Here is a 307-nt window from a genome sequence, read left to right as displayed (position 1 = left end):
TCTCCTTCACGGTCCGGACCGTGAAGGAGAGCGCATGAAAAACATCATCCCTGATTATCGCCTGGATATGGTCGGCGAACCCTGCCCGTATCCGGCGGTCGCTACCCTGGAGGCAATGCCTTCCCTGCAAAAAGGCGAGATCCTCGAAGTGGTCAGCGACTGTCCGCAGTCGATCAATAACATTCCGCTTGATGCAAGGAACCACGGCTACACGGTGCTGGATATTCAACAGGATGGCCCAACCATTCGCTATTTGATTCAGAAGTAGCGCCGTTTTCCCCCGCCCCCCCGCCCCCCCCCCCCCCCC

At 58.6% G+C, this 307-nt stretch carries 1 protein-coding gene; it reads left to right on the top strand.

Features of this window, described 5'->3' with window-relative positions:
* Nucleotides 1-34: 34 nt before the first annotated feature.
* The gene (gene yedF, locus HMPREF9538_RS01685; protein WP_002903233.1) at nucleotides 35-268 is read left to right on the top strand and encodes a sulfurtransferase-like selenium metabolism protein YedF; all 234 of its coding nucleotides are present in this window, start codon (nucleotides 35-37) and stop codon (nucleotides 266-268) included.
* The last annotated feature ends 39 nt before the right edge of the window (nucleotides 269-307 follow it).

It is taken from the genome of Klebsiella sp. MS 92-3 (assembly GCF_000195655.1).
Lineage (GTDB): Bacteria > Pseudomonadota > Gammaproteobacteria > Enterobacterales > Enterobacteriaceae > Klebsiella > Klebsiella pneumoniae.
This window is presented reverse-complemented; position numbering and strand designations above follow the sequence as displayed.